This window comes from Vibrio sabulosilitoris (genome assembly GCF_055391395.1).
Genome location: NZ_AP029600.1, coordinates 614,674 through 630,700, shown reverse-complemented (window position 1 = coordinate 630,700; position 16,027 = coordinate 614,674). Strand labels below are relative to the sequence as shown.

General features: G+C 41.1%; 8 protein-coding genes and 4 pseudogenes. 3 read left to right on the top strand and 9 right to left on the bottom strand.

The genetic code is table 11. The features are described from left to right. Positions 1-16 precede the first annotated feature (16 nt). Both ACZ5R2_RS18555 and ACZ5R2_RS18550 read left to right on the top strand, forming a co-directional pair. The gene (locus ACZ5R2_RS18555; protein WP_464903124.1) at positions 17-790 is read left to right on the top strand and encodes a hypothetical protein; all 774 of its coding nucleotides are present in this window, start codon (positions 17-19) and stop codon (positions 788-790) included. Continuing rightward, positions 783-3,770: a tyrosine-type recombinase/integrase gene (locus ACZ5R2_RS18550; protein WP_464903125.1), complete on the top strand. Its 2,988-nt coding sequence runs from the start codon at positions 783-785 to the stop codon at positions 3,768-3,770. The genes ACZ5R2_RS18555 and ACZ5R2_RS18550 overlap by 8 nt, the downstream gene beginning before the upstream one ends. A 57-nt stretch (positions 3,771-3,827) precedes the next feature. Here ACZ5R2_RS18550 and ACZ5R2_RS18545 read toward each other — a convergent pair. Next, positions 3,828-3,968, bottom strand: a pseudogene (locus ACZ5R2_RS18545) (transposase domain-containing protein); the annotation flags it as partial. Positions 3,969-4,024: 56 nt separating this feature from the next. Continuing rightward, a pseudogene (locus ACZ5R2_RS18540) lies at positions 4,025-4,798 on the bottom strand (IS5 family transposase). 503 nt (positions 4,799-5,301) lie between these two features. Between ACZ5R2_RS18540 and ACZ5R2_RS18535 the strand changes: the two are divergent. Then, positions 5,302-6,267, top strand: coding sequence for an ATP-grasp domain-containing protein (locus ACZ5R2_RS18535; protein ID WP_464903126.1), 966 nt, complete (start codon positions 5,302-5,304; stop codon positions 6,265-6,267). Here the strand turns inward: ACZ5R2_RS18535 and ACZ5R2_RS18530 are convergent. The 7 genes and pseudogenes from ACZ5R2_RS18530 to ACZ5R2_RS18500 form a co-directional block, all read right to left on the bottom strand. After that, the gene (locus tag ACZ5R2_RS18530; protein WP_464903127.1) at positions 6,262-7,092 is read right to left on the bottom strand and encodes a formyltransferase family protein; all 831 of its coding nucleotides are present in this window, start codon (positions 7,090-7,092) and stop codon (positions 6,262-6,264) included. The genes ACZ5R2_RS18535 and ACZ5R2_RS18530 overlap by 6 nt on opposite strands. After that, complete coding sequence (locus ACZ5R2_RS18525; RefSeq protein ID WP_464903128.1) at positions 7,082-7,762, bottom strand: hypothetical protein; 681 nt, start codon at positions 7,760-7,762, stop codon at positions 7,082-7,084. The genes ACZ5R2_RS18530 and ACZ5R2_RS18525 overlap by 11 nt, the downstream gene beginning before the upstream one ends. 1 nt (position 7,763) lies before the next feature. Continuing rightward, positions 7,764-8,888, bottom strand: a complete 1,125-nt coding sequence (locus ACZ5R2_RS18520; RefSeq protein ID WP_464903129.1) for a hypothetical protein — start codon at positions 8,886-8,888, stop codon at positions 7,764-7,766. A 184-nt stretch (positions 8,889-9,072) separates the two neighbouring features. Continuing rightward, positions 9,073-9,164: pseudogene (locus tag ACZ5R2_RS18515) on the bottom strand (IS5/IS1182 family transposase); the annotation flags it as partial. A 78-nt stretch (positions 9,165-9,242) separates the two neighbouring features. Further along, the gene (locus ACZ5R2_RS18510) at positions 9,243-9,437 is read right to left on the bottom strand and encodes a hypothetical protein (protein WP_464903130.1); all 195 of its coding nucleotides are present in this window, start codon (positions 9,435-9,437) and stop codon (positions 9,243-9,245) included. A 75-nt stretch (positions 9,438-9,512) separates the two neighbouring features. Continuing rightward, positions 9,513-9,689, bottom strand: a pseudogene (locus ACZ5R2_RS18505) (IS256 family transposase); the annotation flags it as partial. Positions 9,690-9,746: 57 nt separating this feature from the next. Next, positions 9,747-16,013 (bottom strand): DEAD/DEAH box helicase, encoded by a 6,267-nt coding sequence (locus tag ACZ5R2_RS18500; protein ID WP_464903131.1) that lies wholly within the window; start codon positions 16,011-16,013, stop codon positions 9,747-9,749. Positions 16,014-16,027: the final 14 nt, after the last annotated feature.

Below are 16,027 nucleotides of genomic sequence, written 5' to 3'. Positions count from 1 at the left end.
TCCGGTTAAACGCGGAATGGGTGTCCGGAATCAGCGGAATACGCACCTAGCATCAGATCCATCAGCATTGACCCTCTTCGATGAAATTCCCAGTCCTTCATCGCTTGGTTCCCCTCTGTATATCGAAATAGATACCTTGTCTTCACTGTTCTCCCATCTTAAGTCGAAACTGTATTCTAAAGAGAGCACAGCCGAGTGCTTTCATAACGACATCACGATTTACACTCAACTTGTTCTTGCCATCGCATCAGGCTATCGCCCCGTCACCGGTTGGTTTGGAAAGATCACACATTTATCACTACAAACCGGAGACTATTGGATTTCGGATAAAGAGTCCGGAATTGGTGATAATAGTCGCATCATCAAACTTCCAGAGGTTGCTATTCAAATCCTCGATAACTATTTGAGCTATTGCAAACGACGAGTGTTACAACTCGCCAACACCCACCCAGAGCTATCACTTGAATATCAACATTTACTCAAAGGTGAGACTCACCTCTTTTTCTACTTAAGACAAGATCAATATCAGCCATGCACACCATCAAACTACACATTATTCATAGACGCGATCTCCCCTCTCCAAGCAAATTGGGCACGACACCATGTACGCTCGTTATTAACCGCCGAGGGAGTTGACGTCTCTGTCATTAACGCATGGATGGGGCATATGAATCAATCTAAGCGTAGCTTTCACGAGTTTAGTACTCTCACTCGTCAACATATGGCAACGGTATCAAACATTCTTCACGAGCACCTATTAGATATTGGCGTGGAGACCAAGCATGACTGAAATTGGCGTCGACGCTCGTCGCAAAAAACGACTTAACCACATAGAGCGAGTCAATCAAAAAGCACAGCAAGTGTTTGAGAAGTATTTCCCAAACTCAGTCATAGCGCCGAAACCAGATGTCTTTTGTAAGAAATGGTCAAAGTTCATTGACGAGATCACCAACACGTTTGGGCAAATCAGAGACTACAGGCGTGCATTTAATATTGGTGTGAATAACGTTCTCCGTTTTCAAAAGATCCACAACTGGAACGTCAATCCGCCTAGTTATATTGTCACTAAAAAGTCACCCAAGCCGCTACGGACACTCGATTGGATGCAAAATGCTTGGAAAGGCTATGAATTTTATCAACACTGGTATTACGATGAGCTATTGAAATCGCCTGCTCGATCCAAGGAACAAGCTTTTCGAAACCTTGTACTCTCGTTCATCTACCATAGTGGCCAAGCTAACCCAGATGTTGTAGATGCCTTCCAGCGATTAATTGTTAACTCAAATGTCAAAGTGAACCATTGGGAGCTTTCCCCATTTATTAGCGTTACCATTGACTCAGTTCGGTATAATACCAATGTTGATATCAATGGAAGTAAGGTCACTCAATTTCAATGCTATCTACATCCAATAACGCTTGGCTTGTTGCGCATGTGGAGACGGTGGCAACAGCATAGCTGGCAGGCCCCTAAAGATCGAGGTGCACTGGGCGCAATATTAACTAGAAATCAATGCTCACTAACTTTCGGCCAGCTTTGCCAAACTTCAGTATATGTAGTGGAAAATCAATCCGACTTGGCAATGAGTCAGGCATTAATTGAGTACCAAGTCGGTAAAACAAGATCCTACGGGCTTCCAACCAACAATCTTGCCCGTTTGATTCTTCCGATGGTCCATCCATTAACGGACATTGACTTTTCCTCAGAATCTGATGCCTCAAATTCAGAAGCAAATCCGAACAAAGCTAAAACAAAATCACAAGACCTTGAACTCTTTGACAAACTAAAGGCGTGCTTGCATCCCAAGGGTGCCCTCACGCCCATGAGCAAAGTAACACTAAAGTGCAGCCTAAAAACACTAATAACAGAAATATCTCATGAACACGCTATAAACCAACGCTTACTTGTTCAGTGGTACCTCCACAAACTAGCCACTTGCAGTGTCGGCACTTTGAAAGCTTACCATTCGACTCTAACTCGCAAGTGGCTTTACCTCTGCGAAGCATATCAACTGAATGAACTAAACAGTGAAGAGTTAGAACTAATCTACAAACACGCAATTGACAGCTACACTACAGATAAGTCGAAAAAGTACTTTGCTGGTAGACTCAAAGACTTGCACGCTTTTGCTGTAGAAGCCAATGTGCTCACACCCATTTCGAGTGACTATTTACACACTGACCCTACTCAAGCCCATACTCGAGCAGCGTTTGTGGATGAGTCGCTATTCACAGGTCTACTCAACGGCATCTCTTCCGCTAACGGACTTAATGAAGCCGATAAACTTTGTCTTCAATCGATGTGTATTATCTCTTATCGATGTGGCTTAAGGCTTGTTGAACTAAAAAAATTACGAATTAAGGACGTTGAGCGCTCCAATATAGGCTGGCTATCCATCCGCGATAATCATCTCGGTCAAAACAAAACAGCGGCAAGTTTAAGGAAAGTGCCACTCTACCCAATGCTGCTTGAACAAGAAGCTGAAATCATCAACCGCTATGACCGCATCAAGCAAGCGCAACAGCTTAGGGGTACGTTTCCCTTCTTTTCGATGGGTACCAACGCAAAGCTACCGGTAGATACCTTCCGAGTTTCCACGCTTGTTAGTGAACTACTAAAGCCCCTGTCGCAACTGAACTACTTTGTATTTCACCACTTAAGGCATAGCTGCTTGAGCCGATTGCAACTGGTCTTAGAAATGGATGATATGAGCTCACTCCCGCAACAAATATCCCCCTATGATCAAAATCAACTTAAAAAAATAAAAATGTTCCTTTTTGGTCGATCGGCTATGAACGGCTACGATGTCATTGCGGCCATGGCCGGTCATGAGTCGCCACGGATGACATTCGAGCACTATTTCCATTTTTCTGACTGGATCATTGCTCAAAAACTGAAAAAGCTCGGTTTTTCACTCTCTCAAAACGCAATGAGCCAGGTGGGCTTACTACCTCAGAGAGTCCCTATGGAGAAAAGACTCTGGCAATATGTTCTACCCTACTTGATGAAAAAGCTTGCTATTAAAGAGCTATCAGCAAACATATATAATGGCATTGTGCCCACACTCCGTATCGAAAATGACAAAGAAATCCTCTCACTTCCAATTTGCTATGGTGCACTGGAGCTTTATCAACAGGGCTTCATTCATGAAGATATCTGTTCGAGACTAAAGATCACCAAGGCAACATTGGGTAAGTGGATCAACAATGCAAAAAGCATCAAAGCACTTTCAACAGAGTCGGCAGGTAAGCAATACTCCCGACATTTTTCTAATACCCGCTCAAATAAGCTTCTGCCCTCTGCTCTCAAAACTCCCATTGAGATCAAAACGCAGAATCAATACATGAGAGACTTGGAAAAACACTATCATCATCACCAAAAAGCTATCGACGATGCCATTGTGTATGCCCTCAACCATACAAGCATTTCTCGATCCGGCATCCATTTCAATTCACCATTTGAATTAAGTCAGTTTCTAAAGGCAACCCACTTATTTATCCCAAAAGCGCACTGGTGCGCAGCAACGCAATATATCGATAGCAGCATTAACAAGTCGGACTGGTTCGATGCCCTTAAAGGCATTAAAACATACAAAGAGAGAAAGCCATCAGGTCGGAGTAAGAAAGCACAAGGTTCGGTTAGATTAGAATTAGTGCACCCAACAGCTCGAGCGAATAGTGAGCCCAAAACTAAGCAATCATCCCCACTTTTACTGCATTTATTCCATATGTTGGGCATAATGATGATGAACGTACATAATAGTGATAGTTGAGCATCTGGGGATAAGCTCAGTATATCGTAAGTGCCTCACGACTCCACGTGGTGCGCTTTAATAATCGAAGTTCCAAGGAAACAACAAGTCAATATCCGGCTCTGGCTTGGCAAGCTCTTTCAGGCAATGAACCATGTAGTTATAGAGGATTAAGTCATTCGCTTTTGTCGTTTCGATGATACTGTAGAGCATTGTGCTGGGGCTTTGTTACGTAATTCAGATTAGAACCAAAACCGCCTAAAGTTGAGCAGCTTTTATACAACGCACTGAGTTTCAGGCATACCGAATCCTGTAAGCTTGTTCAGCACCTTAATCATTGCGTAAGTCTCACCAACCTGAGCGTTGTAATTTCTCAGGCTTAGTTTCCCACCCAACAACTGTTTCACTCGATGCATTGCTGTCTCTGACAGCGAACGTTTGTGATAGCCATACCGCTTTTTCCACTTCTTGTTGGAGCCGTAGAGCTTTTCACAACCTACTCTAAATTGCGAGGGTGTCCTTGCTCTCAGAAGGCTGCCCCTTCTCGTGGTGGGATAAGCGGAACCGCTCGCTTGAACTGTATAGCATCATGGCAACTCCTTGTGTCATAAGCACCATCACCTGATATCTCAATGATTTTTCGACGTGTCTGCGTGAGCAAGTTGGGAAGCACTTCGGCATCGGTTACGTTAGACAAACTCAATTCTGCTGCGACGATTTCGTGAGTGCTTGTATCTACTGCGATATGTAGCTTACGCCAGACTCTGCGCTTCCCATCAGTTCCATGCTTTTTGACTTTCCATTCACCTTCGCCGTAAACCTTTAGACCAGTAGCATCAATGGATAGATGTTGTATCGCTCCTCTGGCTTTAGTTTTAAATGAAACCTCAACTTCCTTAGCTCGGCGGCTTATACAAGTGTAGTGCAGGCAAACAAGCGGGATGTTAACCAGCTTAAATACTGAGTCTAGAAAAACTTGTAGTGCTCTCAGTGGCAGTGAGAAAACGCGTTTCACCATCAATCCAGAAAGTAAGTGAACCACGGTTGATTAGGGCTTTGTTGTACTGTTACCTGTTAGTTGTTTTATAGCGAGGTTTGGGCATAAGGCTACGAAGGTTAGCTGATTTAGCCGATCAGATCGTAACTTCCTGGTTTAGTAACATCGAATTACGCAACAAAGCCTTACCAAAGGTAAATATAACAACTAGCAATAACCGCAAGCACTGATGAACAAACGGGGAACATCCTAGCAAAAAAACAATATTATAAATAAGAGTCGCTGTATAGGAATGTGCAAAAATTACATCAATGTGTGAGCTATATATACCTACACAACGTGTATCTAATCAGCACTAGCTATCATAGTGAGCTTAATATTTGTCTATGCTGCTATGTATTGATACTCGTAGAATCGTGACAACTTGACTTGCATCACATTATAATCATTAAACTTTTACTATGATAAAATTTTAAGGAGGTGAATAATATGTTTGGTGCAACTGAAATAAAAAAAGACACCGTTGGCTCTGACAAAGCAGGCAATGGTTGATTTATGCAAACAAATAAGAAAAAGGTTAAGTTTGAACTTAACCTTTTCATTTCTCGTGATAGTAATTATTTAAACATAGTAAAATTAGAACAAACATTCTCAACAGTTAGAACATTCTACTTGGACAAAGTTTTTGATGTATACATTGACACTACATCATTTACTTTAAAGCAAGAAAATACGATTATCGATCTAAAAAGACCGATGAACTTAAATGTTTTTTTTCCTTGCTCTATAGATGAAATTAACTTCATGATATGTAACCACCACAACTATGATAACTTTTATTACAACCAATTTAAAAACAGACAGTGGTATGCATTGTGGACTGCAATTAAGAAAACAGATCATATAAATTGGTATAACCACCCAGAAAAAGCAGAAAATTATTCTAATAAAATACTGTCTCACTCTCATTTGGAAAACAATAACATACCAGTATTAAAAACTTGTTTTGTAACACATAGCCAAATCAATTTGATTAATATGAGTAGTTTTTTAATCAAGAACCTCTCAGATACAGATCACATATCTGAAAAAGAGCATTTTACGCCACAGCTAGTCAACAAGCAAAAAGAAATACATGGGTGTAAATTCCCTTTCATTTCCCAAGAGTATATAAAGTCAACATTGGAATATCGCGTGTATATATTCAATATGAACCAATATGTAATAATGGAGATTAAACTGCCGTCAAAAAAAGACATATCATATAAAAACATAAATGTTAATGAGTTGAGTTTAAGTGTAATTAAAAATCCTCCCTGCAATTTATTAGAGATAATCAAAAAAACCATTAAAACAATAGACTTGGATTATTACTGTCTTGATATAATTAATGACAACTACAATTTTAAAATAATCGACTTAAACCCTCATGGGAGCTGGCATTGGTTACCAGATGACATTAAAAATATGATAGATGATAAATTTTTAAAATCTATCATCCACCGAGCTTGTACACTATAATATAACATAACCATTTCTAGGTGAAACAATTACACCATCATTACATTTAAAAACCAAATAAAAAGCATTGCATTCAAAGAAGCCGCTTTCAAATTCTGTGAAGCATTTATTATAAAAAGATGCTTGAAAAATTGAATATTTCACCTCATTTATATCTATCACTGCCCCCACAAATCCAACTTTGTCTATTAAATTTATAATGTCGGCGCCACACATGTCTTGACTTATCGTTCGTCTCTTCTCAGGGTAATAACCTTTGAAGGAGCCACCTGCCTGTGTTACCTTCTGTTCATTAAAACTCAAAAAATCTGAAAGATATCTAATTACCAATTGAGACGCTAATAGATTGCATTTCAATGAATATTCCGTATAACTCAATCCTTCTGCATTTGGTATTGCCTCGGAAATCAAAATATCTCCTTTATCAAGCTCTTCTGTGAGCTCATGTATGGTAACACCAGCTGATTTTGGCTCATCAAGCAGCACCCAAGGAATGGGGCTAGGCCCTCTGCATTCTGGAAGCAAGCTAGGGTGAATATTAATTTGAGTCAAAACATTACTATTTGTGTTGATTAAGTTATCATATGATGCGCTAATAATGACATCTGCATCATGAATCAAGCTTTCAAAGTGTAGTGGTTCAAAATCATCAAAAAATACCGGAATGTTATTAGTTTCAGATATTTGACACACACTTTTTGAGAATTCACTATTCCTAGTAAAAACAGCTATAACATTGTACCTACTATCATTTATGAGTTCTTGCAGCACAAATGAAAAAAAATCAAATCCAAAATATATTATATTCACTGGCCTAACAATCATTTTTCACACCTATACAGTACATTTCACGACGATTAATCAATCCTTTATCCCACGCTTTTTCAAACAACGCCCAAGGGATTTCTGACGCCCTCGTCGAAGGGTATCCTGGGTTGTGGAATCTAATGCCTCTTTTACTATAACCGTAAATAAAAATGAGATGAGATACTATCCCCGTTTCATTTTGCAAAACTCTTTGGTTAATCGAAGCTAACACATAATTGCCTCTATTTATATTTTCTACTACATCAGATATAACAGGCGACTTCTTAATTAAGTTTACATTATGATTGCTTGAAAATTTTCTTGCATCCTTTACAACCTGGTCAATATCAGAATTGCTAATTTGATCTTTGCCAACTTCCTCACCGAAATAACTTAAAAGATAATCATAAGGCTCTTTAATAAAACCATTCAAATCAAATTGTTGATATGAATTTATCTCGTAACCATTACTAGCTAAGTCAGCTAGTATTGCATACTCCCAAGAGTATAATTTAGGATCTGTTTTTAATATTTGATTTATTTTATTAAAACTGTACATATCTGCCATATTATGTCCACGTTGAGCCATGCAAATACAAGCATGTAAACAACTCATTCCTGAGCTGTCATTTTCAACCAACCCTGGATCATTAAGCGTAACTTCAATATTTAAATCAGAACTTAGCATATTAACACTCCTTATCACGCCACACAATTAATGCACCTTCTCCAGGCTGAAGCAATCCGTATACTTTTTGCCTTACTTCTTTTGTTGATTCATTATGTGTCAATTTTGATGATGGTGAACTAACAAACGAAAGGGCTGAAACCTTACCTATATAATTAGAAATTCCACTATAATCAATTATAATCTCATTGGCAAAAACATAGCTTGTTGCTGCATTATAAAAGTATGGATCTTTAACTGACAATAACTGCTCATAAGATATACTTATTCTGTGCTCTTTACAAAGATTGGGAAATTCAATTGTTAATAACAATGAATCCTTTAATAGCCCTTTCTCTTTGCTTGAGATATCACTAGATTCTGCCTCATATTTAATAGTATCTCTCGAGTCCCATACATTATTGCACAAGACCTCATAACTAATGTTTAGATTGTTATTTACAAAGTCATCGAAGTCACTATTTATATTATCTGACAAAAGAACCAAATGATCACATCTATATGTGGAAGATATTACATAATTAGCCACTTCAGGACTTTTAGTTACAAGCAAATTAATCTTATTTTCACTATCATTAATTTTAAACTCATGTGTCATACTCCACATGTATTGACTATCACTAAAATAGATTAATTTACTACGTAATATCACATCATCTAGGTGAATACCTTGCCTAAAAGGCGATAGATAACTATTCACAATTGAACTTGACTTGACTTTATCATGACACAATAAAAATGAAAGATAATCTAAAAAGTCATCCCTTGAAAACAATTTATCTAATAAATTATTAATCTCAGACTCACTTAATGATGAAACATCTACTTTTTTAAATAAATCTGACGATAATTGAGAAAGTAACAATTCCTGTTCTAATAAAGACTGCTTGTTCTGTGCCCTCTTCATGAAAAAATCAAAAAAGACAGTTATAACGAAAGTTATCACAACACCTTGAAATGCTGAAGACCATAAACTCTCAAAATTCCATGTTTTATCGGCCTCATCAAATGAAATTAAAAAGCCTATCCCGATAAACAATATCACTAATATGGTATATTTTAGAATATTATTCTGAGAAATTTCATTTTTAAGCTGAACAATTGATTCATTTGTTAATGTTTTCAATGCCCACCCTCTCAATGGTTGTTTTTTGCCACTAGTGTAACTGTTATCATTTTTTTAAAAGTTACTCAATAGATATTTAACTTTGCAATGGCTTTCACAAAAACTTGTGAGCCCACCACCAATGATAATTCGTTCTTTAACTGCGGCTCATTTGTTACATTAACACTACTATATAATAAGAGGTCTCTTCATCAATCCAGAAAGTAAGTGACCGCGGTTGACTAGGGCTTTGTTGTACTGTTTCCAGTTAGTGGTTTTGTAACGAGGTTTCGGCATAATGCCACGAAGATTAGCTGACTTAGCCAATCAGATCGTAACGTCCTGATTTAGTTTCATCTAATTACGCAACAAAGCCTATTCTCTTGCCCAGCAATGTGCAGAAGCACAAGCTGCAAAAGCGATCACAGCAGTAGTCGGAACTCGTTTAACAATTGCTTTAAACAAAGTGTTGCACTTGTATTTGCCTTGCCAAACATTTTTTGTATCAATTGCAAGAACATGAAAAATATTCTTTGCTAGGTCAACACCAACTCGATTTACGATACTCATGAAGCCCACCTTTTGATTATACCTGCTCACTCAAAAGTTTAGTTGCGCATCTGGCTGAGGGTGAGTTGTGTCCATACCATTGCTTTCGTTGTAGCTGGATTTTGGAGAGTATTCTTCATAACCAAGGTGGTCGTCTAGTGTAGCGTTTACCGCTGTTTCAACGGTCACCTTGGTTAACATTTTGCTGGAGTCATCGAGATTGGGTTCGGTGTTAATTGACTTAGCAGCTTCAGGAGCAAAAGGTTGGTTCAAGTGTTTTTTTGTCCATCCTCAAACATTACTGTATAACTTTAGGCAGTTACACAGAATTCAGGACAGCCTCTTAATGACTGACGCTTGTCCTTCTTCAATCAACCGAGAAAAAAATATCGCTGTCGGCCATTTACCACTTCGCAGTTTCCAATCTGCATATAATAAATCACGAGCCGAATGCTCTATTGGATCATGAGGGTTTAGCCCATTCTCGTTAGAATATTTATCAACCCACCAATACCCGAATCCTTGATCAAGCCACATCCGCACGGTTACACCATCATCAAAAACTAGCGACATGGTTCTGGCATGAGGTAACGAATACTTCTCTCCTGTCTTAAACGTGATATCAAGACCAGACTGATATATAGCCTCATCTAGAACCGATTGACGCTCTTCCTCACTTCGCCAATTATCTTGGATAGTTTTATCTTCGCTTTGGTTCTTCCTGCGAGGTTGTTTTTGTAGCTCAGCTTCGGTTTTCAGTGTTCCCGTTACTATACGGGCTCGGCATCCCTCATAATAACCAAGGATAGCCCCAACCGCTCGAAGGCATAGGCTCATGGGAAGAGGTGCCGCCAAGTATCTATCTTGATATATGACTTCTGTTATCTTGTGCGTCTGCATTCTCTTCATTAGGAGATCAGATGAGCTAAGCACGCTCGTCCAAAATAAAGCTCCGAACCGGTCTGCTGGTCCATCAAGTTCTTGGTGAATGGAAACACTCCCGACTCTTTCAGGGTCCTTTAGGATCTCTAGAACGCATTCCGCTAGTGCAGGTGCCTTTCTAAAGCCCTTTATCAACTGTGACTCATGCTCATCGACAATACCCCAACATTGAGCTAGATCGTCTTCGACGACTTCAGCGAATAAAGTGTGACCGTCCGGTAATACATTTTTTGTTTGCTTCAAAGCAATGTTTGGGTGACTTGAAAGCCAAGATAAACTAATTTGCTCTGAAATATCTAAGTGAGACAACTCACTCTCTGACAGCACTAGATTCAACCTTCGCTCTCTCGCCCAATCATAAATTGAGTTAATTAATGGCCAAGCTTCAAGATCTGCCAGTGCTCTCTTCGAAATATATACATTGAGGACAGGCGCCTTAACATGTGCAATTGCCTGTTCAATAGCTACACCCAGTGGTTTCAATTCCCTCTGGTTGTCACGTTCGAAGATCTCAAACTCGCTAGATAGTAACATTCGATTAAAAAAATCATTATCTAAAAAGCCAATCGCAGCCTTTCTATCTAACAGCTCTAGCGCGTGCTGAGTAGAGTAATCTACTAAGCAACGGTGACATGCCCTATCACAGGAACAAACGACCGCTTTGCGCTTAGATTTCTGCAATAACTCAACGATATACTCGGAAGCCTTTATTGAAAAACCTGCGCTTCCCGCTGCTGAGTCGTAAAGCACAATAGCTTGAGCTTCTTGTTCAGCATAATTAACCGGCTTTGTAGTACAGCCAATTTCATCACTGTTAATACCAAGCTTTTCTGCCAACTCATTTCTAATCAGTACTGAAATAGATCGAGCGATGGTTCTATTACTCAAAACAGAACCATCCGCATTAAATAGCAGTAGTTCAAAAACATCGGTATGTGTACTATGACCCAGTTCGATCGGCCCTTTTATCGCAAAATCTCGCTCATTGCCTCCACAGAAGACTTCACTTTCACGCTCTAACTCACCTTTACCACCACGAAGACGCGTATGTCCTTCAAGAACCTTGTGAGCCGTTACAGAGTCATCATCAGGCATTGGCTCCATTCGACCACACTCTAAGCAAAGAGCGTACCCACGATTAGATAAGCCGGTACTATGGTAATAGACATGACCGTCATGGCTAGATTTAAACAAAACGCTTGGGTTTACACTCATTTCTACCCAATCTTTTTTCTCAACAGTCACCCACGGATCTTGAAAAGGGATGTGGGTTAATTTTGAGATATCGTTATGTGGTTTGTTACGAATATCAATCGCAAAACTACCCGGCTCGATAAAACGATGGTAAGTATTCGGTTCCAACTCAGAATCACAGCTTTTACAACTTGTTGGAAGTGCTCTGTCAACACCGCTCGAGCCACAATGGTTACAACGCCACGCCCACAATAAAGATTGGATTTCACTGACTTGATCTGCTGATGCTGGGCTGTGCCAATTTAGAATGACACCTCCTGATTGATAAACGCGTCCGTCCAGAACAACCTCCGCTCCCGGTGCGTAATCCCTGATGGCGACAGACAGATCACGCGATGGATAGTCTCTGGCACTATATAAGTTATCGATACGATGCTCTAACTGATTATCCTTCGCAGACTTCGCCTGCTTTGCTGCTTGTATTGCTTTTTTGCGGCGATTGATCGATTCGATATTGTCATTATTAAGCGACACAACATCCGTAGGAAAACCATATCCAGGTAAAAAGCCTTTTCGAGCCAGCTCAGAAAGCAAATACTCCCCTTCCAAGCGTTGAATTTGAGTTTCAACAGCAGCTTGAGCAGTAGACAGTCTATTGCTATCACTCTTTATCTCCTCGCTTTGTTCAATCAACAACTCATGTTCTTTTTTCCAGCGCCCTAGAATGTCTTCAACTTGACTAGCGGCATCTCTCACTAGTTGGTGCTTCGCTGTTTCCTGCAATATTGTGCGCTTAAGAAGTGTTTCTAGTCCTGCGTTAATCTCATTCAAAGCATCCGTTCGACACCAACTTACAAACAGCTCTGCGTGGGCTGGACAGCTATCATGGAGAGGAATAAAGAAATTACCGCAGCTCAAACGCAGCGCATTGTCACTAAGAGGATGCATCTTCAAAAATACAGAAAGCAATAGCGCGTTGATATGGCGCTTAACGATATACTCACTCGACAACGAAACATTGGGAACATGGATAGGAGTATCAAAAGCCCAACGAGTTTGCTCGAATATATGCTCACCATGTGGAGTATTCTTACAGAGCGTCAGTGCTACGGAGCGACTCTCTCCACGGCGGCCAGCTCGACCCGCTCGCTGCAGATAGTTGGCAGGGTTTGGTGGCGCATTATTCATGGCGACGACCGAAATACCCCCAATGTCTACCCCCATCTCCATCGTAGTGGAACAGCTAAGAACATTAATCGCTCCTGCCTTAAACTTGTCCTCGTAGTCTCTGAGCAAACTCGCAGGTAACTGCGCAGAGTGCTCCGCAACCCTGAAGTATGGTGTTCGTTCGACAATTCTGTCTGAAATATCAGACCAAGCATTCTCACGACGTAGGAACGTTACCTCTTCGTTTTCTTGCCAACCTCTTACTTGTTCCAAAGTTACCTGAGAGCCATCGTCAACGTCTCGTCCATAGGGGTACGGGTACGATGGCGTAGGTAGAAGACGGCAAAGCTGGTCTTGGCGAGCTCCCTTAACATTAAGGTAAGGTGACACCTCTTGTAAGGGTGTATCAATGATCTTTTGTGTATGAGGACACTGCCACTTGTCTTTTGTAAGGCTAAAGCTGACCTGTTCCTCGAGTTCGAGTCGATAGCCATCTCCACTGGCAGAGAGAACATGGCGTTGTAATACTTTCCACGCCTCCTGCAGAATGATATTTATACTTACCCTATCCTCTTTTTCGTCAAGGTTAAGATTAAACGCAGTAACCAACAACCTCACAAGTCTTGGCTGTACGCTACCACCTCTAACTTGCGGCCAACTTTGAATGTTACGATATTGACTATCGTCATCCGGCGCTATAATCAACCCAGGAGAGAACTTAGCACCTATCCAACGCTGCTGTTCTTCACTGAGAGAAATCGCTTTGTTAGCTCGTACATGGAAGTTAAGGCAAAGTGTCAGAAAGTCGACCCACGATTTTTGAGCTTCATCTACCGACGAGTTTAATAGCCTCCACTCTGGTGGTGCTGTGTTGCCCTTATCTTTTATGGCAGCAAACTCCAATCGAATGAGCCCCAATGTCTCCAAGGTGTTTTGTCGCTTTGGTCGGCTATTAAACTCTCTCAATAACAGCAATCTCGCAAGCAATAGCGGGTTCTTGACCATACTCATTTGCTCATCAAAGCGGTGATAAGAGTCCTTAATCCAATACTGAAGCTCCTTCTCTTTGGCCAACTCATGCTCAACATCAGACCAAGGAATAGAAACATCACCAGCACTCGCTAGCGATGCTATTTTTTCCTCAATGATTTCAACCATGTCGTCATCACCTAACTCTTTGAACGTATCCAATCGAGCTTTATATTTTTCAAGGTCTGCACGTTGTTCAGGGGTCAAAGTACCACTTTTCAGTGTTCTATCCGCGACTAAATGGAATAGGGCAGCTCGCAAAAACTGTCGTTCAGCATCTTGTTGGGATTTCGCTGCAAAACGGGCTGTGCCTTGCCGACTATCTGTAAAAGTAATCATCCGACGGCCGTTCCACGGACCTTTTAGTTGCTCTTTTTTGCCATCTTGGCAGAACTCTAACAAGGTAGGGATCACCGTCGACAACATGAATGGCGCACCGTTGCGGAAGTGACGGTAAAATTCAAAGTTTTGGGTCTTAGTATGTTGGCAACAAGGGCATCGCAACCCCAAACCATTGCCGTTAGACTTCTCATAGCCTTCGACTTTATTGACCAAATATGCCTGTTTAAAGCTCGCACTTTTCAAAACTCGATCATTGTTCAGCCAGTAAGAACCCGTCTCATCCGATGGTTGCTCCGCTAAAATACATAACCTAGAGTGTACGTCACCATCATCAGTGTCAGCATCTTCATACGAATCGATGTCGTCCGACTCAATATCCAAAGAGAAATCGTCCACACTGGATTCTGGTTTGGTCAAACTTAGAACGGTATCACCAGACTCTTTAGCAATACTTTCATCTGCTAATAGAAGACTTGTACCACAGCCGTTACAACTCGTCATTTCAAACACAGGGGAACCGCACGAACACTTTTCTCTACGTGACATGTACACCATGCCAAAGCGCCATTCTATGCTGTCGAGAGGAGTGTTCGCTTTTGCAGAGCAACTAGGATTTGAGCACGCCCAAAGCCCCCCCGAGACTCTATGGAAAAGGTGCATACGAAATGGAATAAAGGCCATCCCGCTGGAATCTTTGGTTGAAGCACATATGTCTAACCATTTAAGTGTGATTTCTTCACTCAGCAGTTCATCTGTTGCTGAGAGGAGTTTTCTTATTTGAAGGAGCGACAAGCGGTTGTCATCAGCACTTAAGGTTTGGCGAAGAATGCGAAGCGGCACAATAGACTCTAGCGCCTTATATCGTTCACTCATGCTGGCAATGGCATTTATTGCTTCCAAATCCATTGCATACGGTGAATCAAGCTCTGAGAGAGACGAGACTTCACGATGGCCTTTCACCAGATATACTTGAGATATATCCACACCAGCCACATCCGCCAAAAATGCTTTCAGTTCGGTGTCCGAATCCTTACCGCCAATCGTTGCAGACGTCGCTACAAATCGAACTTGATCTGGAGTGACATCAAAACCATGCATTACTCTTCGAAGCAACAGAGATAATTCTGCAGCCTGAGAACCTATGTATGTGTGAGCTTCATCTAGGACAATCCAACGCAACTTTCCCTTGGATTTAGCTAAGATGGGCTCATCTTTTTGACGAACCAACATGTATTCCAACATCGTCGCGTTGGTAACTAAGATTTGCCCTGGGTCGGAGCGCAATACCTTTCTAGAAAGCTGTTGATTCGGCTGGATGCGCTGCTTGGCAGCGGGCACATTCTCTTTAGTCTCGCCATTGTACAAACAAAACTTTACATCAGCGCCAAGCTCATATGTCCAAGCTGCAAGTCTATCGCGCTGACTGTTAATTAATGCGTTTAGAGGATACAAGAACAGCGCCTCAACACCGTTTGATTTGCTTTGGCGTCTTACAATGTCGTTAAGAATTGGAACAAGGAAACATTCTGTTTTGCCCGAGCCAGTACCACTACTAACAATCACTGACCGAGGTTCTGATTTAGAGAGGTGTTCCCAAGCCTCATATTGATGGGCATAGGGATACCAACTACTATCGAACTTATAGTCATCGCGAAGCTCTTTGGGAGGGTTTTCCATCGCACTGACCAGGCGACTCTCCAACAGTCTGCCTGATAAGGCAGTCATGGGCTCGGTGTGTGGTTTCCAACCAAAGGTTGCTTCGAACACAGGGTCCCCTAGAAATGCCCCATCGTTACCCGGCGATTGACTAAAGGCACTCCATAGAAATTCTCTGAGAGGTTTAGAGCGAAGTCCAAATTGCCCAAGTGTTGCTCTCGCAGCACGCTTCGTTAGCTGATCAATAATTGATTCAAAATATTCCATTTCGCTGTCTCCAA

Bases quoted from the DNA above. Each gene is read 5' to 3' on its own strand.
- ACZ5R2_RS18530 (WP_464903127.1), bottom strand. From the start codon at position 7,092: ATGATTGTTAGGCCAGTGAATATAATATATTTTGGATTTGATTTTTTT.
- ACZ5R2_RS18500 (WP_464903131.1), bottom strand. From the start codon at position 16,013: ATGGAATATTTTGAATCAATTATTGATCAGCTAACGAAGCGTGCTGCG.
- ACZ5R2_RS18525 (WP_464903128.1), bottom strand. From the start codon at position 7,762: ATGCTAAGTTCTGATTTAAATATTGAAGTTACGCTTAATGATCCAGGG.
- ACZ5R2_RS18535 (WP_464903126.1), top strand. From the start codon at position 5,302: ATGCAAACAAATAAGAAAAAGGTTAAGTTTGAACTTAACCTTTTCATT.
- ACZ5R2_RS18555 (WP_464903124.1), top strand. From the start codon at position 17: ATGGGTGTCCGGAATCAGCGGAATACGCACCTAGCATCAGATCCATCA.
- ACZ5R2_RS18550 (WP_464903125.1), top strand. From the start codon at position 783: ATGACTGAAATTGGCGTCGACGCTCGTCGCAAAAAACGACTTAACCAC.
- ACZ5R2_RS18510 (WP_464903130.1), bottom strand. From the start codon at position 9,437: ATGAGTATCGTAAATCGAGTTGGTGTTGACCTAGCAAAGAATATTTTT.